Source organism: Hylemonella sp. GW821-FHT12C09 (assembly GCF_058807395.1).
This window is the reverse complement of record NZ_JBXAQQ010000008.1, coordinates 78,305-98,365: the sequence shown is the minus strand read 5'-3', so window position 1 is coordinate 98,365 and position 20,061 is coordinate 78,305. Positions and strand designations below refer to the sequence as shown.

The 20,061-nt window shown below is 68.0% G+C and carries 22 protein-coding genes; 14 read left to right on the top strand and 8 right to left on the bottom strand.

The features are described from left to right. Nucleotides 1-34: 34 nt before the first annotated feature. On the bottom strand, nt 35-1,027 hold the full coding sequence (gene dusA / locus AC1RRP_RS14350; protein ID WP_493037290.1) for a tRNA dihydrouridine(20/20a) synthase DusA: 993 nt from the start codon (nt 1,025-1,027) through the stop codon (nt 35-37). 96 nt (nt 1,028-1,123) lie between these two features. Between dusA and AC1RRP_RS14345 the strand changes: the two genes are divergently transcribed. From AC1RRP_RS14345 to fabG, 12 genes are read left to right on the top strand one after another with little or no spacing between them, the layout of a single operon-like run. Next, nucleotides 1,124-1,396: a phosphopantetheine-binding protein gene (locus AC1RRP_RS14345; RefSeq protein ID WP_493037288.1), complete on the top strand. Its 273-nt coding sequence runs from the start codon at nt 1,124-1,126 to the stop codon at nt 1,394-1,396. Nucleotides 1,397-1,420: 24 nt separating this feature from the next. Then, a complete protein-coding gene (locus tag AC1RRP_RS14340; protein ID WP_493037286.1) occupies nt 1,421-1,936 on the top strand; it encodes a COG4648 family protein in 516 nt (171 codons plus the stop codon). Between the two features lie 10 nt (nt 1,937-1,946). Continuing rightward, on the top strand, nt 1,947-4,103 hold the full coding sequence (locus AC1RRP_RS14335) for a polysaccharide deacetylase family protein (protein WP_493037284.1): 2,157 nt from the start codon (nt 1,947-1,949) through the stop codon (nt 4,101-4,103). 20 nt (nt 4,104-4,123) lie between these two features. Beyond that, entirely contained in the window at nt 4,124-4,876 is a 753-nt protein-coding gene (locus tag AC1RRP_RS14330; protein ID WP_493037282.1) for a class I SAM-dependent methyltransferase, read from the top strand. Continuing rightward, nucleotides 4,877-5,176 carry a 3-hydroxyacyl-ACP dehydratase FabZ family protein gene (locus tag AC1RRP_RS14325; RefSeq protein ID WP_493037280.1) on the top strand — a complete coding sequence of 100 codons (300 nt, stop codon included), beginning with the start codon at nt 4,877-4,879 and terminating at the stop codon, nt 5,174-5,176. After that, a complete protein-coding gene (locus AC1RRP_RS14320; protein WP_493037278.1) occupies nt 5,173-6,123 on the top strand; it encodes a lysophospholipid acyltransferase family protein in 951 nt (316 codons plus the stop codon). Before AC1RRP_RS14325 ends, AC1RRP_RS14320 begins: the two co-directional genes overlap by 4 nt. Continuing rightward, entirely contained in the window at nt 6,110-6,709 is a 600-nt protein-coding gene (locus AC1RRP_RS14315; protein ID WP_493037276.1) for an outer membrane lipoprotein carrier protein LolA, read from the top strand. The genes AC1RRP_RS14320 and AC1RRP_RS14315 overlap by 14 nt, the downstream gene beginning before the upstream one ends. Continuing rightward, nucleotides 6,706-9,084: an MMPL family transporter gene (locus tag AC1RRP_RS14310; protein ID WP_493037274.1), complete on the top strand. Its 2,379-nt coding sequence runs from the start codon at nt 6,706-6,708 to the stop codon at nt 9,082-9,084. Before AC1RRP_RS14315 ends, AC1RRP_RS14310 begins: the two co-directional genes overlap by 4 nt. 29 nt (nt 9,085-9,113) lie before the next feature. Next, nucleotides 9,114-10,310: a beta-ketoacyl-[acyl-carrier-protein] synthase family protein gene (locus tag AC1RRP_RS14305; protein WP_493037272.1), complete on the top strand. Its 1,197-nt coding sequence runs from the start codon at nt 9,114-9,116 to the stop codon at nt 10,308-10,310. Nucleotides 10,311-10,369: 59 nt separating this feature from the next. Then, on the top strand, nt 10,370-11,170 hold the full coding sequence (locus tag AC1RRP_RS14300) for a beta-ketoacyl synthase chain length factor (protein WP_493037270.1): 801 nt from the start codon (nt 10,370-10,372) through the stop codon (nt 11,168-11,170). Further along, complete coding sequence (locus tag AC1RRP_RS14295; protein ID WP_493037268.1) at nt 11,145-11,597, top strand: hotdog family protein; 453 nt, start codon at nt 11,145-11,147, stop codon at nt 11,595-11,597. The genes AC1RRP_RS14300 and AC1RRP_RS14295 overlap by 26 nt, the downstream gene beginning before the upstream one ends. 22 nt (nt 11,598-11,619) lie before the next feature. Then, entirely contained in the window at nt 11,620-12,339 is a 720-nt protein-coding gene (fabG, locus tag AC1RRP_RS14290; protein ID WP_493037266.1) for a 3-oxoacyl-ACP reductase FabG, read from the top strand. A gap of 25 nt (nt 12,340-12,364) precedes the next feature. Here fabG and AC1RRP_RS14285 read toward each other — a convergent pair whose 3' ends face one another. Then, nucleotides 12,365-13,039, bottom strand: coding sequence for a phosphatase PAP2 family protein (locus tag AC1RRP_RS14285; protein WP_493037264.1), 675 nt, complete (start codon nt 13,037-13,039; stop codon nt 12,365-12,367). A 43-nt stretch (nt 13,040-13,082) separates the two neighbouring features. Between AC1RRP_RS14285 and AC1RRP_RS14280 the strand changes: the two genes are divergently transcribed. Continuing rightward, nucleotides 13,083-13,838 carry a lysophospholipid acyltransferase family protein gene (locus tag AC1RRP_RS14280; protein WP_493037262.1) on the top strand — a complete coding sequence of 252 codons (756 nt, stop codon included), beginning with the start codon at nt 13,083-13,085 and terminating at the stop codon, nt 13,836-13,838. 15 nt (nt 13,839-13,853) lie between these two features. Here the strand turns inward: AC1RRP_RS14280 and AC1RRP_RS14275 are convergent, their stop codons facing one another. The 6 genes from AC1RRP_RS14275 to hemN all read right to left on the bottom strand — a co-directional run bounded on the left by AC1RRP_RS14275 (nt 13,854) and on the right by hemN (nt 19,186). Next, nucleotides 13,854-14,366, bottom strand: coding sequence for a 3-hydroxyacyl-ACP dehydratase FabZ family protein (locus tag AC1RRP_RS14275; protein ID WP_493037260.1), 513 nt, complete (start codon nt 14,364-14,366; stop codon nt 13,854-13,856). Between the two features lie 58 nt (nt 14,367-14,424). Next, complete coding sequence (locus AC1RRP_RS14270) at nt 14,425-15,687, bottom strand: beta-ketoacyl-[acyl-carrier-protein] synthase family protein (RefSeq protein ID WP_493037258.1); 1,263 nt, start codon at nt 15,685-15,687, stop codon at nt 14,425-14,427. A 33-nt stretch (nt 15,688-15,720) separates the two neighbouring features. Further along, nucleotides 15,721-16,002, bottom strand: a complete 282-nt coding sequence (locus AC1RRP_RS14265; RefSeq protein ID WP_493037256.1) for an acyl carrier protein — start codon at nt 16,000-16,002, stop codon at nt 15,721-15,723. 238 nt (nt 16,003-16,240) lie between these two features. Continuing rightward, nucleotides 16,241-17,023, bottom strand: a complete 783-nt coding sequence (locus tag AC1RRP_RS14260) for a glycosyltransferase family 2 protein (protein ID WP_493037254.1) — start codon at nt 17,021-17,023, stop codon at nt 16,241-16,243. A 51-nt stretch (nt 17,024-17,074) separates the two neighbouring features. Then, a complete protein-coding gene (locus AC1RRP_RS14255) occupies nt 17,075-17,758 on the bottom strand; it encodes a sulfite exporter TauE/SafE family protein (RefSeq protein WP_493037252.1) in 684 nt (227 codons plus the stop codon). A gap of 30 nt (nt 17,759-17,788) precedes the next feature. Continuing rightward, nucleotides 17,789-19,186, bottom strand: coding sequence for an oxygen-independent coproporphyrinogen III oxidase (gene hemN / locus AC1RRP_RS14250; RefSeq protein WP_493037250.1), 1,398 nt, complete (start codon nt 19,184-19,186; stop codon nt 17,789-17,791). Nucleotides 19,187-19,323: 137 nt separating this feature from the next. Between hemN and fnr the strand changes: the two genes are divergently transcribed. Then, nucleotides 19,324-20,046, top strand: coding sequence for a fumarate/nitrate reduction transcriptional regulator Fnr (gene fnr, locus AC1RRP_RS14245; protein WP_493037248.1), 723 nt, complete (start codon nt 19,324-19,326; stop codon nt 20,044-20,046). Nucleotides 20,047-20,061: the final 15 nt, after the last annotated feature.

The following is a 20,061-nucleotide window of genomic DNA, read 5'->3' as shown; positions in this document are numbered from 1 at the left end:
CGCCGCGCCCCGGCCGGCAAGCGCGCGAGACGCATCACGCCGAGGGTGCCTGGTGCGCCAGCGCCATCACTTCACGCGGATCGAGCGGCTTGAGCTTGTGGTCGCTCCAGACCTGGCGCCAGCGCCGCGCCCCGGGCAGGCCGTGGCGCAAACCGAGCATGTGGCGTGCAATCGCGTACCAGGGGCAACCATCCTCTGCGGCGGCGCGTAGCATGTAGTCCACCATCTGCTGCTCCACCGCCTCGCGCGTCAAGGTCGAAGGCGACGCGCCGAAATACCGCTCGTCCCAGGAGGCCAGCCACCAGGGATTGTGATAAGCCTCGCGCCCGATCATCACACCGTCGAGCAGGCGCAACTCCCTCGACACCTGCTCGTCCGTGGTCAGGCCGCCGTTGATGACGATGGTCAGCTGCGGAAAGTCGTGTTTGAGCCGGTGCACCAGTTCGTAGCGCAGCGGCGGGATCTCGCGGTTTTCCTTCGGCGACAGACCCTGCAGCCAGGCGTTGCGCGCATGCACGATGAAGGTGACGCAGCCGGCCTCGGCCACCGTGCCGACGAAGTCGCGCACGAATTCATAACTCTCGGTCCGGTCGATGCCGATGCGGTGTTTCACCGTGACGGGCACGGACACGGCGTCCACCATGGCCTTCACCCCCTCGGCCACCAACTTCGGCTCGGCCATCAGGCAGGCGCCAAAGGCGCCACGCTGCACGCGCTCACTGGGACAGCCGCAGTTCAGGTTGATCTCGTCGTAACCCCACTGTTCACCCAGCTTCGCACAGCGGGCCAGGTCGGCCGGTTCGCTGCCGCCGAGCTGCAAGGCCACCGGGTGCTCCTCGGCGTTGAAGCGCAGATGGCGCGCCACATCGCCATGCAGCAGCGCGCCGGTGGTGATCATCTCCGTATACAGCCGTGCGTGGCGGCTCAGCAAGCGGTGGAGGTAGCGGCAATGGCGGTCCGTCCAGTCGATCATGGGCGCGACCGACAGGCGCCAGGGCCCGGGGGCGGCAGACTGGGGGGTGAACATGTGCCAATTATCTCAGGCGACATGGCGCCCCCCGCTAAAATGGCTGGTTGATCTTTTCGGCCCATTTTTGTTTCTCCGCCTGTCACACGCCCGCCCATGAGCACCACGCCAACCCAGACCGACTTCGAACAAGAGATCGCCCGGTTCATCGTCACCGCCCTGAACCTGGAAGTCGCCCCCGAGCAGATCCCGCCGCTGGACCCGCTGTACGGCGACGGCCTGGGCCTGGACTCGATCGACGTGCTGGAAATCGCCCTGGCCGTTTCCAAGCAATACGGCTTCCAGATGCGTTCGGACGACCCGGACAACGCCAACATCTTCAGTTCCCTGCGCAGCCTGGCCGCGCACATCGCCAGCCACCGCGTCTGAGCCCTCGCGGCCTCGCACCTGTCCATGAAAACGGGACTGTGGTTCAAGACGGCTCTGGCCTTGCTGCTCCTGCTGGGCTACCCGGCGGCCATGCACTGGCTGCTGACCGCCTCCAGCTGGTCACACGCCACGCTGGCCTGGATCAACCTGGCGCAGACCGTGGGCATGCAGTCGCTGCTGGCCTGGTTCTTCGGCCACACGCTGCGCCCGGGCCGTGAGCCGCTGATCGCCCAGTTCGCCCGGCGCATCCATGGCGCGGACTACAGCCCGCGCATCGCCCGCTACGCGCGCCAGGCCACCTGGGCCTGGACGGGGTTTTTCATCGCCATGGCCGTGATCCCGCTGGTCATGTTCTTTACCGTCTCGCTGTCCACCTGGTCCTTCTTCGTCAACGTGCTCTCGATCCCCCTGCTGGGCGGGATGTTCGTCGCCGAATACGCCGCGCGGCGCTGGTGCCTGCGCGGCATCCCGCACGTCTCCATCCTCCAGAGCTTCACGATGTACCGCGACAAGCGGCGCGCGGCGGGCGACGGCACCTGAACCACCGACCATGCCGGCCCTGATCTCGCATCGCACACCCCAGGCCCTGATGGCCTGGTCCAAGGGTCGTGGCATCACGGCGCTGGACTACCTGGGCGCCGTGCGCCACATGGCGACACGCCTGCCGCAAGACGCCGCCGTGCTCAACCTGTGCAGCAAACGCCACCACTTTGCCGTGGTGCTGGGCGCCGCCCTGCTGCGCGGCGTGCCGCTGCTGCTGCCTTCGACCCGCACGCCCGAAATGCTGCAACGCCTGGGCCAGCGTTACCCCGGTCTGCACGCTGTGGTGGACACGCCGGGCGACAGCGGCGGCCTGCCGCAGATCGTCTATGAACGGGGCCCCGTTCCTGCGGCCGACGCGCCCTTCGACGTGCCCGAGATCGATGGCGATCAGATCGCCGCCTACGTCTTCACCTCAGGCTCCACCGGCGAGCCCATGCCGCACGCCAAGCACTGGGGGCCGCTGGTGCAGAACGCCCAGGGCGCAGGCCGCCGCGTGCGCGAATGGCTGGGCACGGATCAGCCCTTCACGGTCACCGGCACCGTGCCGCCCCAGCACATGTACGGCTTCGAATCCACCGTATTGCTGCCCCTGCTCAACGAGAGCGTGATCGACGCCAGCCATCCCTTCTACCCGGCCGACATCGCAGCCGCTCTGCAGGACACGCCTGGCCCGCGTGTGCTGGTCAGCACGCCCTTTCACCTGCGCACCCTGGTCGAAGCCCGGCTCGCCGTGCCACCGCTGTCCCTGCAGCTGAGCGCCACCGCACCGCTGGCACCACAGCTGGCACGCCAGGCCGAAGAGGCACTGGGTGCCCCGCTGCTTGAAATCTACGGCAGCACCGAAACCGGCCAGATCGCCGCGCGCCGTTGCGCGGCCGGCGATCTGTGGCAGACCTTCGACGGCATCGAAGTACGGGCCGAGCCGGTCGTGGACGGTGAACCCCGTTTCAGCGCCCACGGCGGCCACGTGGAAGGCGTGGTGCCGCTGAGCGACGTGCTGGAGCTGCAGTCTCCCACCCGCTTCGCCCTGCTGGGCCGCCACGCCGACATGGTCAACATCGCCGGCAAGCGCACCTCGCTGGCCTACCTGAACCACCAGCTGAACAGCATCCCCGGCGTCGTGGATGCGGCCCTGTACTGGCCGCAGGACGCCGTCCAGGACGCGCAGGGCCGCATCCAGCGCCCGGTCGCCTTCGTGGTGGCGCCCACGCTGAACGAAGCCGAGCTGCAGCAGGCCATGCGCGAGCGCATCGACCCCGCCTTCCTGCCGCGCCCCATCCATTTCCTGGCGTCCCTGCCGCGCAACGCCACGGGCAAGCTGCCGCAGCAGGCCTTGGCCCAGCTGGCCTCGCAGGTCGCACAGGATCGCGGCACGGCCCGGGCCGCAGCCGCCACCCGCTGGAAGCCGGCGCCTTTCGTCCAGCTCTCCCTGGGCGTGCACGCCCTGGCCGGCGTCGGCCTGCTTACGCCCGCCTGGCCCCTGAGCCTGGGCGCGCTGGCGGCCAACCATGCGCTGATCGCAGCCACCGGCCTGTGGCCACGCAGCCGTTGGCTGGGCCCCAACCTGACCCACCTGCCACGCCAGCGCCCCGAAGTCGCCCTCACCATCGACGATGGTCCCAACCCGCAGGTCACCCCCGCCGTGCTGGACCTGCTCGATACGCTGCAGGCCAAAGCCACCTTCTTCTGCATCGGCGAACACGTTCGGCAGCATCCGGAACTGGCGCGCGAGATCGTGCGGCGCGGCCATGCCCTGGGCAATCACAGCCAGCGGCACCGGCACCATTTTTCCGTCATGGGGCCGGGCCAGCTGCGTCGGGAAATCAGCGCTGCACAGGCCACCCTGGAAGACGTGACCGGTCAACGCCCGCAGTTTTTCCGTGCACCGGCCGGCCTGCGCAACATCTTCCTCGACCCCGTGCTGCATGAGTTGGGCCTGCAACTGGCCAGCTGGACGCGGCGCGGTTTCGACACCCGCACAGGAGATGCGGCCCTGGTGCTGCGCCGCCTTACCCGCGACCTGGGTGCCGGCGACATCCTGCTGCTGCACGACCACCATGCGGCCCTCAGTCCAGCCGGCCGCCCCGTGATCCTGGAGGTGCTGCCGCCGCTGCTGGCGGCCCTGCGCGCGCAGGGCCTGCGAGCCGTGCGACTGCAAGCCTGACCCCACATCCCGCCCCGACCATGCGCACCGCCACCCTGCCTGCCGAGCTGCTTGAACAAGCCACGGCACCCTATCGCCCCCTGGGCAACTTCACCTGGCGCTTCGCCCGCGGCAAGCTCGGCGCCGACCCGGCCTTTGCCGGCCTGCTGCAGCGCGGCCTGCTGCCACCCCGCGCCCAGGTTCTGGACATCGGCTGCGGCCAGGGCCTGCTGGCCGCCCTGCTGGGCAGCCTGGACGGCCAGTCCGGCGCCGAGCGGCAATGGCCGGCCGGCTGGGCGCCACCGCCGTCGCAATGCCGGGTCCGCGGCATCGAGCTGATGCCGCGCGACGTGACACGGGCCGAGCAAGCCCTTGGGTACCTGGGCGAGCGTGCCCGCTTCACGCTGGGTGACATGTGCCACACCGATTTCGGCCAGGCCGATGCCGTTGTCATCCTGGACGTGCTGCATTACGTCAGCTATGCAGCTCAGGAAGACGTGCTGCGCCGCGTCAAGACCGCCTTGACACCCGGTGGCACCCTGCTGCTGCGGGTGGGGGACGCCTCGGCCGGCCTGCCCTTCAGGATCAGCAACTGGGTGGATGCTGCGGTCACTTTCGTGCGCGGCCACCGGCTCGCGCGCCTGTATTGCCGCACGCTGGACGACTGGCAGGCCTTGCTGCGCGCGCTGGGTTTTGCGGTGGAGGCCATCCCCATGCACCAGGGCACACCCTTCGCCAACATCCTGCTGGTCGCCCGGCTGGCGCCGCCTGAGGGCAGCGGGAATGGACGCTGAATGACCAGCCTGCCCTTGCACGTGGCCATCGACCACCCCGCCTATGCCGGCCATTTCCCCGGCCGGCCCATCCTGCCGGGCGTGGTCCTGCTCGACCGGGCCCAGCGCGCCGTGGAGCAGGCCTGCGGCATCGGGATCAGCGGCATCGCCATGGCCAAGTTCCTCAGCCCCTGCCTGCCGGGCGATGCGCTGGTGCTGGAGTTTGAAGCGAGTGATACCGCCGTGCGCTTCGAGATCCGCAGCGGCGAACGGCGCATCGCCAGCGGCCGCTTCACGGTGGCCACAGCCAGCCAGGCATGACACATCATCAGCCGCCCCCCAGCCACGGACACGGCACCGATACGCCAGCCTGGCTGCAACGCAAGGAGCGTGGCAGCGTGATGCTGCTGCGCTTCATGACCTGGCTGTCGCTGGCGCTGGGGCGCCGCCTGACCCGTCCCATCGTCTATGGCATCGCGCTCTATTTCCTGCTGGCCGTGCCCGCCGCACGCGCGGCCTCGCGCGGCTACCTGCAGCGTGTGCTGGGCCGGCCCGCCAGCTGGCGCGACATGTACCGCCACATCCTGGCCTTTGCCAGCACCATCCACGACCGCGTCTACCTGCTCAACGACCGGCACGAGCTCTTCGACATCCGCGTCTACGGCGAAGAACTGCTGCCGGCGGCCGAGGATGCCGCGGGCGGCCTGCTGATCTTCGGCGCCCACCTGGGCAGCTTCGAGGTGCTGCGCGCACTGGCGCGCAAGAACGCCAGGCACAAGGTCTGCGCGGCGATGTACCCGGAAAACGCCCGCCTGCTCAACAGCATGCTGGCCCGGGTCAACGCCCAGGTCGTGCTGGACATCATTCCCCTGGGCCGGCTCGATGCCATCTTCACGCTCAATGAGCGGGTCCAGGCCGGTGCCTGGGTCGCCCTGCTGGCCGACCGCGCCGTGGGACCGGACACGCACCTGCAGGTGCCCCTGTTCGGCGAGCCGGCCCCCTTCCCGCTGGGGCCGTTCCGCCTCGCCGCCATCGTGCGTCGCCCGGTGTATTTCATGACCGGCCTGTACCGCGGCGGCAACCGTTACGACATCCATTTCGAGCGCCTGGCCGATTTCAGCCAGCTATCCTCGGCCGACCGGGAGGCTGCATTGCGCACGGCCATCGAGCGTTATGCCCGGCTGATCGAACAGCACTGCCGCCAGGCACCGTATAACTGGTTCAATTTTTATGACTTCTGGAAAGAGACTTCCCGTGCGGCCCGCTGACATCGGCCTGCGACGCGGCCTGCTGGTGCTGCTCTGCACCGTGCTGCTGGCCGGCACCTCCGTGTGCCAGGCGGCGGAATGGCAGCTGGGCGAGCTGATGCAACTGCTGGCCCAGACGAAAAGCGGGCAGGCCCGTTTCGTCGAGCGCAAGTACATCGCCATGCTGGACAAGCCGGTCGAGTCCTCGGGCGAGCTGTCCTTCTCGGCGCCGGACCGCATGGAGATGCGCACGCTCAAGCCGAAAAAGCAGTCCATGCTGCTGGACGGCAACCGCCTCACCCTGGAGCAGGATGGCCGCCAGAAGACCGTGAGCCTGCAGTCCTACCCCGAGGTGGCCGCCTTTGTCGAAGGCATACGCGGCACCCTGGCCGGCGACCGCCAGGCCCTGGAAAAAGTCTACAAGGTGCACCTGATCGGCACGCCGGCCCGCTGGCAGCTCATGCTGGTGCCGCGCGAACCCTCCATGAGCCGCATCATCAGCGGCATTCGCATCGGCGGCAGCCAGGGCGAGGTCTCGAGCGTGGCCTATGACCATGCCGATGGCGACCGCTCCGAAATGCAGATCACCCCGGTGGCCCGGCCATGAAGCGCCTGCGCGCCCACCTGCCCATCGTGCTCTGGCTGGCCGCCCTGCTGGCCTGCGTGGCCGTGATCGCCCGAACGACCTTCGTGGCCGACCTCTCGGCCTTCATGCCGCGCGCGCCCAGCGAACGCCAGCAGATGCTGATGGACCAGTTCAAGGACGGCATCATCGCGCGCCTGATCGTGGTCGGCATCGAGGGCGGCGACGCCGCCGAGCGGGCCCGGCTCTCGAAGGCGCTCTCCGCGGCGCTGCGCCAGCAGGCCGAGTTCATCGGCGTGCAAAACGGCAGCGCCGCTGACCTGGCGCTGGACCGCGCCTACGTTTTCGACAACCGCTACCTGCTCAGCCCCGCCGTGGACGCGCAACGCTACACGGAAGACGGCCTGCGCCGCGCCATCGGCAGCACAGTAGAAGACCTGTCCGGCAGCGCCGGCATGCTGCTCAAGCAGCTGCTGCCGCGCGACCCGACCGGTGAGACCCGTGAACTGCTGGGCCAGTTCGAAGGCAGCTCGCAGCCGCCCAGCACCGAGGGCGTCTGGTCCACGCGCGATGGTGCGCGCGCCCTGCTGTTGCTGCAGACCCGGGCCGAAGGGTCGGACATCGATGCACAGGCCCGCACGCTCGAGACGGTGCGCAGCGCCTTTGCCGCCATTCCCGAGCGCCAGGCCGACACCCGCCTGCTGATGACGGGCACCAGCGTTTTCTCGGTGGCATCGCGGGCCCTGATCGAAAGCGAAGTCCATCGGCTTGCCGCCGCCAGCCTGGTGCTGGTTGTCGCCCTGCTGCTGCTGGTCTACCGCTCTGCACTGCTGCTGGGCCTGAGCCTGCTGCCCATGCTCACCGGCACGCTGGCCGGCATCACGGCCGTGAGCCTGGGGTTCGGGCAGGTGCACGGCATCACGCTGGGTTTTGGCACCACGATGATCGGTGAAGCCGTGGACTACGCCATCTACCTCTTCGTGCAGCGCCCGGCCACGCCGCAGCAGGCGCGCCTGTTCTGGCGCACGCTCTGGCTGGGCCTGCTGACTTCGGTGGCGGGTTTCCTGGCGCTGCTGGGCTCGGGTTTCCCGGGCCTGGCGCAACTGGGGCTCTACTCCACGGTCGGCCTGGTGGCCGCCGTGCTGGTCACACGCTACGTCCTGCCCCGACTCATGCCCCGGCATCTGCCCGCGCCCGACCTGCCGCGCACCGGAGAGCTGCTGCTGAGGCTGATGCGACAGGCGCCGCGGCTGCGCTGGCTGTTGCTGGTGCTCATGCTGGGCATGCTGGTGGTGGTCGGCCTGCATGCGGACCGCATCTGGAACCGCAGCATCTCCGCCCTCAATCCCGTGTCCCAGGCCGACCAGCAGCTGCACGAAGAGCTGCGTCGTGACCTGGGGGCCTCGGATCTGCGCTACCTGGCCGTGCTGACGGCGGCAGACCAGGAACAGGCCCTGCAGCAGGCCGAGCGCGCCGGCCGTGTGCTGCAGACCCTGAGCCGTGCCGGCACGCTTGCAGGCTACAGCTCACCGAGCCAGGTGCTGCCCAGCCTGGCCAGCCAGCAGGCCCGCCAGGCCGCGCTGCCGGAACCGGCGCCCTTGCGCCAACGGCTGGACGCGGCACTGGCCGGCCTGCCCCTGCGAGCCGAGCGCCTGCAAGGCTTCCTGGCGGATGTGGAAAGCAGTCGCACCCGTGCCCTGCTGACGCGCCGCGACCTGGACGGCACGGCCTCGGCGCTGCTGTACGACTCCCTGCTCATCCCGCGGGAGCGCGACGTGCTGGTGCTGATGCCGCTGCGCCCGCCCATCGTCGGCGAGGTGGAGCAGGACATCAACATCGAGCGCGTCGACGCCGCGCTCAAGGCCGACGGCATCAGGAGCATCACCGTGATCGATCTGCTGGCCGAGACCAGCGCCCTGTTCGACAGCTATCTCCACGAAGCGCTGTTGTTCTCGGGCCTGGGCTGCCTGGCGATCCTGGCCCTGCTGCTGCTGACACTGCGCTCCATCACACGCGCGCTGCGGGTGGCCCTGCCCCTGGCCTGTGCCGTGGTCTGCGTGACTGGCACCCTGCTGCTGGGCGGAACCTCGCTGACCATCCTGCACCTGGTGGGCCTGCTGCTGGTGGTCGCCATCGGTTCGAACTACGCTCTTTTCTTCGACAACACGAACACCGGCGGCACGGCCCAGGCGCAGCGCCAGACCAGCATTTCCCTGGTCACGGCCAACCTGACCATCGTCGGCAGTTTCGGCATGCTGGCGCTGTCCAGCGTCCCGGTGCTGGCCATCCTGGGCATCACCGTCGGCCTGGGCACGGTGCTGGCCCTGGTGTTTTCTGCGGTGCTCGCCCGCTCGCAGCCCGGCCTCGAACAGGCCCACCCGGTAAAATTGCCCGCCTGATCCCGGTCCCCCGTCTCTCCCCTGTCCCCATGCCGTCGCCGCTTCAACTTTCCGCCTACACCATGACCAGCGCCCTGGGCGCCGGACTCGCACCGACGCTCGATGCCCTGCGCCAGCAGCGCAGCGGGGTGCGGCACATGCGCTGGGAAACCGTCGAGCTGGACACCTGCCTGGGCGAAGTGGCGGGACTGGACGAGGTCAGGCTGCGCGAGGACCTCGCGGCCTTCGACTGCCGCAATAACAGGCTGGCCCAGCTGGGCTTGGAACAGGACGGGTTCGCGGTTGCCGTGCGCGAGGCCATGCGCCGCCATGGCGCCGACCGCATCGGCGTCTTCCTGGGCACCAGCACCTCGGGCATCCTCAGCTCCGAACTCGCCTACCGCCAGCGTGATGCGGATACCGGCGCCTTCACCGTGCCACTGGACTACCAGCACACGCACAACGGCTATTCGGTGGCCGATTTCGTGCGCTCCTATTTCGGCCTCACGGGACCGGCTTTTGTCGTCTCGACCGCCTGTTCCTCCAGCGCCAAGGTCTTCGGCAACGCACAACGCATGATGGACTGCGGCCTGATCGATGCCGCCATCGTCGGCGGGGTCGACTCGCTCTGCCTGACCACCCTCTACGGCTTCAACTCCCTGCAACTGGTGTCGGCCCGGCCCTGCCGCCCCTTTGATGCCACGCGCGACGGCATTTCGATCGGAGAGGCCGCAGCCTATGCCCTGGTCGAGCGCGCCGGCCAGGCCGCGACAGGCGCCATCGTCATGAGCGGCATCGGCGAGTCCAGCGACGCGCACCATATGTCCTCCCCCCACCCCGAGGGCCTGGGCGCGCGCACGGCCATGCAGCAGGCCCTGGCCATGGCCGGCTTGCAGGCGGCGCAGATCGACTACATCAACCTGCACGGCACCGCGACACCAAGCAACGACGCGGCCGAGGACAAGGCGGTGAGCGCCCTGTTCGGCACCACCACCCCCAGCAGCTCCACCAAGGGCCATACCGGTCACACGCTCGGGGCGGCTGGCGGCATTGAAACCGTCATCTGCGCACTGGCCCTGCAGCACGGCCTGGCACCGGGCGGCTGCGGCACCGAGCAGCTGGACCCGACGCTACAGTCCCGCTACCTGCTGACCAACCTGGAGCAGCCTCTGCGCCATGTCCTGAGCAACTCCTTCGGCTTCGGCGGCAGCAACTGCAGCATGGTGCTGTCGAGGGTCGAGGCATGAGCGTCGCACAGCCGCCAGCAGACGCTCGCACCGCAGCCCGCCAGGACGAAGGTATACCAATGGGTCAGCTACAGGTTCACGTGCAGGGCGTCGGGGTCTATGGGCCTGGCCTGACCGGCTGGACGCAGACCGCCGGGGTGCTGGCTGGTCACCAGCCTTTTTGCCTGGCCGCCATCAGCCTGCCGCCGGCCGAGGCCCTGCCACCGGCCGAGCGCCGGCGTGCCGGCGTGTCCATCAAGCTGGCCTTTGCCGCGGGCTTCGACGCCATCCGCCAGGCCGGGGCCGATGCGGCTCGCCTGCGCTCGGTCTTCACCTCGACGGGTGGTGATTGCGACAACTGCCACGCCATCCTGGAAACCCTGGCCTCGGCCGACCGCGCGGTGTCGCCCACGCGCTTTCACAACTCGGTGCACAACGCCCCCTCGGGTTACTGGGGCATCGCCACGGCCTGCCGGGCCACATCGACCAGCCTGTGCGCCTACGACGGCTCCTTTGCAGCCGGCCTGCTGGAGGCGGCCACCCAGGTCGTGAGTTCGGGAGAGCCGTGCCTGCTGCTGGCCTACGACAGCCCCTATCCCGAGCCGCTGGGCCAGGTGCGTGGCATCCCCTACCCCTTTGGCGTCGGCCTGGTGCTGAGCCCCGAGCCGGTGGCCGCCAACGCGACCTCGCTGCGCCTGAGCCTGAGCCGGCAGCCCCCCACCCGCCTGTCCGATCCGGCGCTGGAAGCCATGCGGTGCAGCGTTCCTGCGGCACGCAGCCTGCCCTTGCTGCAGCACTTGGCGCAAGGCCGCGACGGCCGGGTGAGCCTGGACTACCTCGACGGAATGGCCCTTGATGTTGACATCAAGCACGCTGCCTGACCAGGCCTGGATCGCGGCCCGTATCCCGCATCAGGGCAGCATGTGCCTGCTCGATGCGGTGCTGCAATGGGACGCCGAACACATCGTCTGCCGCGCCAGCAGCCACACCCGGACTGACCACCCGCTGCGGTCGGATGCGCAGCTGGGCATGGCCAACGGCATCGAGTACGCGGCCCAGGCCATGGCCGTGCACGGCGCGCTGCTGGCGGGCAGCGACAGCGCACCGGCCGCCGGTTTCCTGGCCAGCGTGCGCGACGTGAAGTGGCTGGCCGCGCGGCTCGACACACAGGCCGCCGATCTGCAGATTCATGCCCAGCGCCTCTCGGGTGACGGCAACACCATCCTCTATAGCTTCCACCTCGAAGCAGGGGGCAGCGCCCTGCTGAGCGGTCGCGCCAGCGTCATGCTCGACGCGGGCGCATCATGAACTTCCTGCACACGGACCCCGCATGAAATACGCACTCGTCACCGGTGGCAGCGGCGCCATCGGCGCGGCCATCTGCCGCCAGCTGGCCGCCGACGGCCTGCACGTCATCATCCACGCCAACCGCAATGTCGAAGCGGCCGAAGCCTTGCGCGCAGAGATCGTGGCCGCGGGCGGATCGGCCAGCACCGTGAGTTTCGACGTGGCCGACGAGGCCGCAACGCGCGCGGCATTGGAGCCCCTCGTGGCGCAACAACCCATCCAGGTGCTGGTCAACAACGCCGGCATACACGACGACGCCGTCTTTCCGGGCATGAGCAGCGCGCAGTGGCATCGCGTGATCGACGTGTCGCTCAACAGCTTCTTCCACGTCACGCAGCCCTTGACCATGCCCATGATCCGCACCCGCTGGGGGCGCATCATCACGGTCACCTCCATCGCCGGTATCACCGGCAACCGCGGGCAGACCAACTATGCGGCGGCCAAGAGCGGCCTGCATGCGGCCAGCAAATCGCTGGCGCAGGAGCTGGCCAGTCGCGGCATCACCGTGAACGCGGTGGCGCCTGGCATCATCACCTCCGACATGAGCAAGGACGCTTTCGATGCCGAATCGATCCAGCGCCTGGTGCCCATGAAACGCGCGGGCCGGCCCGAGGAGGTCGCGGCCCTGGTGAGTTTTCTGGCCTCGGAGCAGGCGGCCTACATCACCGGCCAGGTGATCTCGGTCAATGGCGGGATGATCTAGGTGAACACGCCCTAGGTGTGATGTTTCAATAGGTTGCTCCCGGCGAGTCGGCAAACTGACGGCGGAACAGGCCCAGGCTAAGCAAGCCGCCCAGCGCCCCCAGCAGCACACCGCCCACCACATCCAGCAGCACGTGCTGCTTGGTGGCCAGGGTCGAGTAGGCGATGACGACGCACCACAGCCAGTTCAGGGCCAGCCAGACCCGGCCGACACCGACGGCACGCAGCTGATGGTGCAGCCAGATCGCCGAAAACACGGCGATGGCCACATGCAAGGAAGGGCAGGCATTGCCCGCCGTGTCGACACCTTCGAGCATGGCCAGGGCGCTGCCCGGCGGCCGCTCGAACGCCGGCACGCTCGTGGGCCAGAAGTAGAAGCAGGCCAGGCCGACCAGGCAGGTGCCGCCCACACTCAGGCCGTAATACAGCAGTTGCCGCAGATTGGGCATCAGCGCGGGCGACAGGCAGGTGTAGAACCAGAGCGAGAGGTAGGGCACCCAGGCCCACCCCTGCATGGGGATGACCCGGTCCAGCCAAGTGAGCGGCATCGTGCTCACCTGCGTGTGAGGGTAACGCAGCAGGAAAAAATAGGCTTCGAAAAACAGCCAGATGAAGAGTGCCGAGCCGGGTGCCTTGAGCCACCAGAGGCGCCAGAACAAGCGGTTCAATTCGTGCGCCGGGGACTGTCGGGAAAGAGGCATGGTCAATAATCGCTGATCTGTGAGCAATGGTATCAACTTGGCTATGCAATCGCGACGATCCGGCAACCCGCTCTGGCGACTCTACGAAGTTTTTGTGATGGTTTTCGGGCTGGGCTTGCTCGCGGTGATCTGCCTGCTGTCGATCCCGCTGTTCCTGCTGCTCTTCATCGCGCTGCCGCGTCGCTGGCACCGGGCGGTGTCGCGCCGCATCATCCGTTTCGGTTTTCAGGCCTACCTGTGGACCTTGCACTGGGTCTGCCAGATCCGCACCGACCTGCGGGAACTGGATGGCCTGCAGGACGAGGGGCCGCTGATCATCATTGCCAACCACCCGTCCCTGCTCGACGCGGTCATGCTGCTGAGCTGTTCGTCCAAGGCGACCTGCGTGCTCAAGGCCAGCCTGCTGCACAACCCCCTGTACGGCGTGGGTGCGCGCATGGCCAGGTACGTGAGCAACGAGAACCCGCGCCTCATGATCGAAGGCGCCTGCCGTGAACTGGCGCATGGCGCGCATTTCATCCTGTTCCCGGAAGGCGGACGCAGCCGCGAATTCCCCATCAGCAGCCTGTCCGGCGCCTGCATTCTGATCTCGAAGAAAAGCCAGGTGCCCATCCAGGCGGTCATCCTGGAGTTTTCCACGCCCTATCTGGGCAAGCACTGGGGCCTGTTCACCCCGCCGGTCCTGCCCCTCACCATCCGGGCCCGCCTGGGCCGGCGCTTCGAGCCGCCGGTGGTCACCGCCCAGGCATTGAGCGAGCTGGACAGCTACTTCCGCAGCGAACTCCCGCCGAAGGGCTGAAGCGGTCGCACCGGTTCAGGTGCTGCGCTGTGCGAGGCCGGCCAGGCCTTCCATCACCGCCTGTCGCGGGGCGTTGATCACCAGGATCTCGATCTGGGCCGCTTCATCGCCGCCGACGGTCAACAGGGCGGTGACCGCCGCCGCCGTTTCCGACATGGGCCGCGTACGCACGTCCACCTGCACGGTTTCACGCGGCAGCACCGGGCGCTTGAAGCTGCACTTGCGGATGCTGGCGAGCAAACCCAGGTAGTCGCCTTCCAGGCGCCGCGCCGCCGGGGAGCCCGCCCGCATGCCCGCGCCGGCCACCTGTGCCACCAGCTCGACCAGCATCACGCCTGGCACCAGCGGCAGGCCGGGGAAGTGGCCGCGCAAGATGGCACCGTCCTCAGACCAGCGCGCGCTGGCCTGGTAGTGATCGTGGTCCAACACCGTGAGGCGCTCGATCAGTTGCATGTCGCCGCGATGCGGCAGCAGCTGGTAGACGCCTGCGGCGCCGAGCTCGATGGGGTAGCTCAGCGTCTCGCTCATCAGCAGATCTCCGCCCTGCGGGCTGCGCTGCCATGCGCCTTGGGAGCGGCCCGGCGGCTCATGCGTACCGTCGCGCGATCAGCGACACATTGCTGCCGCCGAAGGCGAAGGAATTGGACATGACGGCCTGCAAGGACTGGCCGTGGCGCGCCTGGCGGGGCACGTAGTCCAGGGTACAGCGCGGGTCCGGCTTGTCCAGGAAGGCCGTCGGCGGAATGCTGCCGCTTTGCATGGCCAGCAGGCTGATGGCGAATTCGGTCGCGCCCGCGGCCCCGATCAGATGCCCGTGCTGGGACTTGGTGGAACTCACGGGCAGGTGATCGGCATGGTCGCCAAAGGCCTGGCGGATGGTCTCGCTCTCCACCACGTCGCCGGCCTCGGTGGCCGTGCCGTGGGCGTTCAGGTAATGGATGCCGGCGGGCGCGATGCCGGATTCATCGAGCGCCATGCGGATGGCGCGGTACTGGCCTTCGCTGGACGGCAGGGTCAGGTGCTTGGCGTCGCTGCTGCTGCCATAACCGCAGATTTCCCCGTAGATCGTGGCCCCGCGGCGCAAAGCGGACGCTGCGGTCTCCAGCACCAGCGCGGCCGCCCCCTCACCGAGCACGAAACCGCTGCGGTCCTGGTCGAAGGGCCGGCAGCTGGCCGCCAGATTGTCGGGGTGGGGCTTGGCCATCACGCGCAACGCGTTCCAGGCCATGAAGACACCGGGCACGTTCATGGCCTCGGCGCCGACAACCACGATGGCATCGGTATAGCCGTGGCGGATGCTGCGATAGGCCTCGCCCAGTGCCATGGCCGAGGAGGAACAGGCCACGCTGTAGGTGTGTGTCGGGCCGCGAAACTGATGGGCCATCGATATGGCGGCCGTGGCGGCATTGGGCATGAGCCGCGGTACGGAGAGCGGGTGCATCACCGTGGGGTTGCGGCCGGCCAGCAGCTGTTCGTGCAGACGGGTGTAGAGGGCTTCGCCGGTGGTCGCGCCACCCAGGCCGATGCCGGCAAACACGCCGACGCGCTCGGGCTTGAGATCCCAGTCAGTAGCCCGGGCATCAGCCAGTGCTTCCCGGCTGGCCAGCAAGGCGAATTGCGTGGCGCGGTCCAGCCCCTGCTCGTTGCGGTCCAGCGTCTGTTCAAAGGCGGGATCGACATCGGCCGCCAGGGCATGGGGCAACCAGTGGGTGATGCCGGGTGCGGCGGGCCGGATGGCGCTCTCGCCCTGCAAGAGGCGATCAAAGCTGGCCTGGCGTGTCAGGCCCAGTGGCGTCAGCAGGCCGATGCCTGTGACAACGACGCGCTGCACGGACGGGATGGTTGACATGGACCGGAATCAGCGCTGCCCGCCGGCAGCCACTCAGGCCTTGCCGGGCAGGGAGGCCGGCACCGGAATCTGGCCGTTGTTGGCCGCGCGGATGGTGGTCTCCATGTCGGCCACCATCTCGTCAAAGCTCATGCTGCTGTAGCGCGCCGGATCGTCGACCTGAAAACCGTAGAGGTCTTCGACCTCGAACAGCATTTCAACCACGCCCAGCGAGTCCAGGCCCAGGTCGGCGACCTTGAGACCGGGCTGGTCGAACACGGCCGGTTCGACGTTGAACTGTTGAATGACGAAATCTTTGATGATCTGACGCAGCATGGTGACTCTGTTTCCTCATGGGCTCCCGCGGTCTGGCTGGTAAATCCGTCCGCCTGGCGGTCCGGAATTCACAGCTGACGAGCATCCCAGGGAATTTGTTGTTGTATACGGCGCCAGACAGGAATATCCCTGTCCGGCTACAGCCATGCGCCCCGACAGCTTGGCTCATGGTCAGTCCAAATTGTACCCAGATTCCCCCAGGATTCGTACGGAAAACAGCCCCGGCGAACGGTCGGGCTCAGCAGCGGCGGCGCCCCAGGCGCCGTACCAGCAACAGTGGCAGGCGCAGGGCAAAACCCAGCATCAGGCGCGTGTGCATCCAGGTGAGCAAGGCGTTGTCGCGCAGGTAGTTGAAGTGCGAGACGCCGCCCTCCTCGGGCCGCAGGTATTTGACCGGTGCGTCGATATTGACAGGCCAGACACCGGCCCAGCACAGGCGCACGGCGGCTTCGATGTCGAAATCGAAGCGGCGCATCCAGCGCTGGCCGCGCATGATCTTCAGCAGCGGCGAAACAGGGTAGACGCGAAAACCGTAAAGCGAGTCGCCGATGCCCATCCACAGCGTCTCCAGATTGGCCCAGGCATTGGAGACCTTGCGGCCCTGCACGCGCAGCGCTGGCGCATCGGCAGCAAAGACCGGCTTGCCCAGCACCATGCGGCAGGTGTCGTCGCCCGCCGCCTGCATGAACGCCGGGATCAGTTGCGCCGGGTGCTGGCCATCGGAATCCATGGTCAGCACATGGGTGTAGCCGGCCGCCTCGGCCAGCACCAGCCCGTGCAGGACGGCGGCACCCTTGCCCTGGTTCCGTACCAGCACCATGACCTTGAGGTCCGGCTCCTGCGCAGCCCGCGCCTGCAGTTGCGCCCCGCTGCCGTCCGTGCTGCCGTCGACGACCACCCAGACCGGAGCCCACTGGCGCAAGGCCTCCTGCACGGTTTCCAGCAGCTTGGGACCGGTGTTGTAGCTGGGGATCAGGACCAGATGGGTGCGCGACGGTGTGGCGCCGGAAGGACGTGACATGGGCCTGGATTATGGCAAACGGCCGTGCGACAGACGAAGGAGAAATCGGGATCAGCCGGCCGGGGTGACGCACCAGGGTGCCGTGTCATGCACCAGTCCCATCCACAGCGCCCAGGCCGAACTGGCAGCCAGCGCCAGACCGGCCAGTCGCATACCCCAGTCACCGCGGCCCGTGCCGCGCAGGCGCAGCCATAACCAGGGACCGGCCATCATGGAAACGGCCGTGCCCGCGGCGAACAGCGCCATGACCGCCGCGCCTTCGATCGCGCTGCCCGTCATGGCCGCCACCAACAGGGCCGAGTACAGCAGGCCACAGGGCAACAAGGCCCACAGCGTGCCCACCACCAGCGGTGCGCCCCGGCCCTGGCCGGCGGCCAGCGCACGGGCACCGCTCCACAGGCGTCGCGCCGCACGCTCCAGCCAGACCGGCTGTTGCGCACGCACCAGCAGCACCAGGCCCAGCATGAAGGCCGCGACGTGAAACAGGGTCCAGACCGGGCGCAGCGCAGCCGACTGGATGGTGAGCCAACCCAGGCCCTGGATGGAGGCTGCCGCCAGGGCGCCCAGTGCGGCATAACCCAGCACGCGACCGAGCTGGAACACCCACATCGCCTCGTTGCGGCGCTCGCCGGCGGCCTGGCCCAGACCGACGCAGGCCGCGCCGCACATGGCGATGCAATGAGGGCCGCCGGCAAGGCCCATGAGCAAGGCCGTGACGGCCAGGGAAGTCTGCATAAGGCCGAGTGTAGGGCCGCGCGAAAGCGCTCAGATGATCTTGGAGAACCGGGCGCGGTTGCGGTCCGCCTGCAGGTAACGGTCGAAGGCCATGGCCACGGCGCGCACGAAGTACCAGCCCATGGCCGTGACCTGGATACCCCCATCGTCCAGCGTCACCAGCCCCTGCTCGGCCAGCTCGCGCAGGGCCTCCAGTTCCGGGGCGAAGTAGGACTTGAAGTCGATCAGGTAGGCCAGGTTGATGGATTCGAACAGCACCTCGCCCTGGCACATCAGGGCCATGATGACGGCACGGCGCACCAGATCATCCCTCGATAGCGCCAGGCCGCGCACCACGGCGAAGTGGCCGTGATCGATGGCGTCGTAGTACTCCTCCAGTGTCTTGGCATTCTGGCTGTAGGTGGCGCCGATGCGGCCGATGGACGAGACGCCCAGGCCGATCAGGTCGCAGTCGGGCTGGGTGCTGTAGCCCTGGAAGTTGCGGTGCAGGCGCCCCTGGCGCTTGGCCACGGCCAAGGCGTCGTTGGGCAGCGCGAAATGGTCCATGCCGACATAGACGTAACCCGCGGCCTGGAAGCGCGCCAGCGCGCCGGACAGCATGGCCAGCTTGGCGGCGGCGCCCGGCAGTTCGGCGCTGGCGATGCGGCGCTGCGGCTTGAAGCGCTCGGGCAGGTGGGCGTAGGCGTACAGGGCGATGCGGTCCGGCCGCAGTTCGTTGACCTGCTGAATCGTGCGGGCGAAGGACTCGGGCGTCTGCTGCGGCAGACCGTAGATCAGGTCGACGTTGACCGAATCGAAGCCGCGGTCACGCGCGGCCTGCACCAGGGAAAACACCTGTTCGGCCGGTTGCACCCGGTGCACCGCTTTCTGCACGGCGGGGTCGAAGTCCTGCACACCGAAACTCAGCCGGTTGAAGCCGAGTTCAGCCAGGGTGTCGAGCCGACCGGCATCGATGGTGCGCGGATCGACTTCGATCGAGTATTCGCCGCCAGGCGCCAGCGTGAAGCTGCGCTTGAGCATGGCCATGAGCTCGCGCAGTTCGGCGTCGCTCAGGAAGGTCGGCGTACCGCCACCCAGATGCAACTGCGTGACGGTCTGGCCCACGCCCAGCTGGGCGGTGTGCAGATCCACCTCGCGGCTCAGGTAGCGCAGGTACTCGGCCGCGCGGTCATGGTGCTTGGTGATGATCTTGTTGCAGGCGCAGTAGTAGCACAGCGACTCGCAGAACGGCACATGCACGTAGAGCGACAGCGGCAGCACCAGGGCGGCCGCGCCCGAGCGGCGCTGCTGCAGGGCACGCAAGTAGTCGTCAGGGCCGAAGGCCTCGACGAAACGATCCGCCGTCGGGTAGGAGGTGTAGCGCGGCCCCGCCACGTCGTGGCGACGCAATAGCTCTGGAGAAAGGGGCTCGACGGTATCGGCGTTCATGAGGGGTCCTCGGATGCTTGAACTGTGCCGGGGAAAGGGGGATTCCATCTTGATTTGCATCAAATGCTGGTAAGGTACGGGCCAGAGTCCATTTCCAGTGGGGAGTTGCCGCCATGGCCGATGTCAAAATACAGCCCATGAATCCGCAAACGATCAAAGTCGCCTGCTCCAATTGCAATCTGCGCGAGCTCTGCATGCCCATGGGCCTGAGCACCGAGGAAATTGACCGCCTCGATGACATGGTGGCCAATCGCCGCAAGATCAAGCGCGGCACCGCCCTCTTCCGCAATGGCGAGAAATTCAACTCGCTCTACGCCATCCGCACCGGCTTCTTCAAGACCTGCGTAGCCTCCGAGGACGGCCGCGACCAGGTCACGGGCTTCCAGATGGCCGGCGAGATCATCGGCCTGGACGGCATCGTCAACGACCACCATACCTGCGACGCCGTGGCGCTGGAGGATGCCGAGGTCTGCGTGATGCCCTTCGACCGCATCGAGGACCTGTCGCGCGAGATCAATGGCCTGCAGCGCCATGTGCACAAGATCATGAGCCGCGAGATCGTGCGTGAGCACGGGGTGATGCTGCTGCTGGGCAGCATGCGGGCCGAGGAACGGCTGGCGGCCTTCCTGCTGAACCTGGTGCAGCGCCTGCACGCACGGGGGTTCTCCCAATCCGAGCTGATCCTGCGCATGACGCGCGAAGAAATCGGCAGCTACCTGGGCCTCAAGCTCGAGACCGTCAGCCGCACTTTCTCAAAATTCGTGGAAGACGGCATCGTCGAGGTCAAGCAGCGCCATGTGCGCATCCTCGACACCGATGCCCTGTCCCGGCTGGTCAACCACCAGACCGAGTGCCACTGAGGTCGAACGACCCCG

Excerpts from the sequence above, each read along its gene's own strand:
- dusA (WP_493037290.1), bottom strand. The coding sequence starts at position 1,027 with ATGTTCACCCCCCAGTCTGCCGCCCCCGGGCCCTGGCGCCTGTCGGTC.
- AC1RRP_RS14345 (WP_493037288.1), top strand. The coding sequence starts at position 1,124 with ATGAGCACCACGCCAACCCAGACCGACTTCGAACAAGAGATCGCCCGG.
- AC1RRP_RS14340 (WP_493037286.1), top strand. The coding sequence starts at position 1,421 with ATGAAAACGGGACTGTGGTTCAAGACGGCTCTGGCCTTGCTGCTCCTG.
- AC1RRP_RS14335 (WP_493037284.1), top strand. The coding sequence starts at position 1,947 with ATGCCGGCCCTGATCTCGCATCGCACACCCCAGGCCCTGATGGCCTGG.
- AC1RRP_RS14330 (WP_493037282.1), top strand. The coding sequence starts at position 4,124 with ATGCGCACCGCCACCCTGCCTGCCGAGCTGCTTGAACAAGCCACGGCA.
- AC1RRP_RS14325 (WP_493037280.1), top strand. The coding sequence starts at position 4,877 with ATGACCAGCCTGCCCTTGCACGTGGCCATCGACCACCCCGCCTATGCC.
- AC1RRP_RS14320 (WP_493037278.1), top strand. The coding sequence starts at position 5,173 with ATGACACATCATCAGCCGCCCCCCAGCCACGGACACGGCACCGATACG.
- AC1RRP_RS14310 (WP_493037274.1), top strand. The coding sequence starts at position 6,706 with ATGAAGCGCCTGCGCGCCCACCTGCCCATCGTGCTCTGGCTGGCCGCC.
- AC1RRP_RS14305 (WP_493037272.1), top strand. The coding sequence starts at position 9,114 with ATGCCGTCGCCGCTTCAACTTTCCGCCTACACCATGACCAGCGCCCTG.
- AC1RRP_RS14300 (WP_493037270.1), top strand. The coding sequence starts at position 10,370 with ATGGGTCAGCTACAGGTTCACGTGCAGGGCGTCGGGGTCTATGGGCCT.
- AC1RRP_RS14295 (WP_493037268.1), top strand. The coding sequence starts at position 11,145 with ATGTTGACATCAAGCACGCTGCCTGACCAGGCCTGGATCGCGGCCCGT.
- fabG (WP_493037266.1), top strand. The coding sequence starts at position 11,620 with ATGAAATACGCACTCGTCACCGGTGGCAGCGGCGCCATCGGCGCGGCC.
- AC1RRP_RS14285 (WP_493037264.1), bottom strand. The coding sequence starts at position 13,039 with ATGCCTCTTTCCCGACAGTCCCCGGCGCACGAATTGAACCGCTTGTTC.
- AC1RRP_RS14280 (WP_493037262.1), top strand. The coding sequence starts at position 13,083 with ATGCAATCGCGACGATCCGGCAACCCGCTCTGGCGACTCTACGAAGTT.
- AC1RRP_RS14275 (WP_493037260.1), bottom strand. The coding sequence starts at position 14,366 with ATGAGCGAGACGCTGAGCTACCCCATCGAGCTCGGCGCCGCAGGCGTC.
- AC1RRP_RS14270 (WP_493037258.1), bottom strand. The coding sequence starts at position 15,687 with ATGTCAACCATCCCGTCCGTGCAGCGCGTCGTTGTCACAGGCATCGGC.
- AC1RRP_RS14265 (WP_493037256.1), bottom strand. The coding sequence starts at position 16,002 with ATGCTGCGTCAGATCATCAAAGATTTCGTCATTCAACAGTTCAACGTC.
- AC1RRP_RS14260 (WP_493037254.1), bottom strand. The coding sequence starts at position 17,023 with ATGTCACGTCCTTCCGGCGCCACACCGTCGCGCACCCATCTGGTCCTG.
- AC1RRP_RS14255 (WP_493037252.1), bottom strand. The coding sequence starts at position 17,758 with ATGCAGACTTCCCTGGCCGTCACGGCCTTGCTCATGGGCCTTGCCGGC.
- hemN (WP_493037250.1), bottom strand. The coding sequence starts at position 19,186 with ATGAACGCCGATACCGTCGAGCCCCTTTCTCCAGAGCTATTGCGTCGC.
- fnr (WP_493037248.1), top strand. The coding sequence starts at position 19,324 with ATGAATCCGCAAACGATCAAAGTCGCCTGCTCCAATTGCAATCTGCGC.